The 230-nt window shown below is 60.9% G+C and carries 1 protein-coding gene; it reads right to left on the reverse strand.

The window, feature by feature from the left end:
- On the reverse strand, window positions 1-230 hold a 230-nt coding region (locus tag G8O24_RS43910; protein ID WP_244646509.1), incomplete at both ends, for an ABC transporter substrate-binding protein.

Raw genomic sequence — 230 nt, forward strand, 5'->3', positions numbered from 1 at the left:
GCACCTTGTCGAGATTCCAGATCACCGCATCGGCGTTGAACTCGCTGCCGTCGTGAAACTTCACGCCCTTGCGAAGGCTGAAGCGCCACTTGGTCTTGTCGGTGTCATCGACCTTCCATTCGGTCGCAAGGCCGGGGATCACCACGCTCGGCTTGTCGGCCGACGACAGGTCCCAGCCGGTCAGCGCATCATACATGGTCAGGCCGGTGAAGCGGTTGCCTTCAAAACCC

Source organism: Bradyrhizobium campsiandrae (assembly GCF_014529705.1).
Lineage (GTDB): Bacteria > Pseudomonadota > Alphaproteobacteria > Rhizobiales > Xanthobacteraceae > Bradyrhizobium > Bradyrhizobium campsiandrae.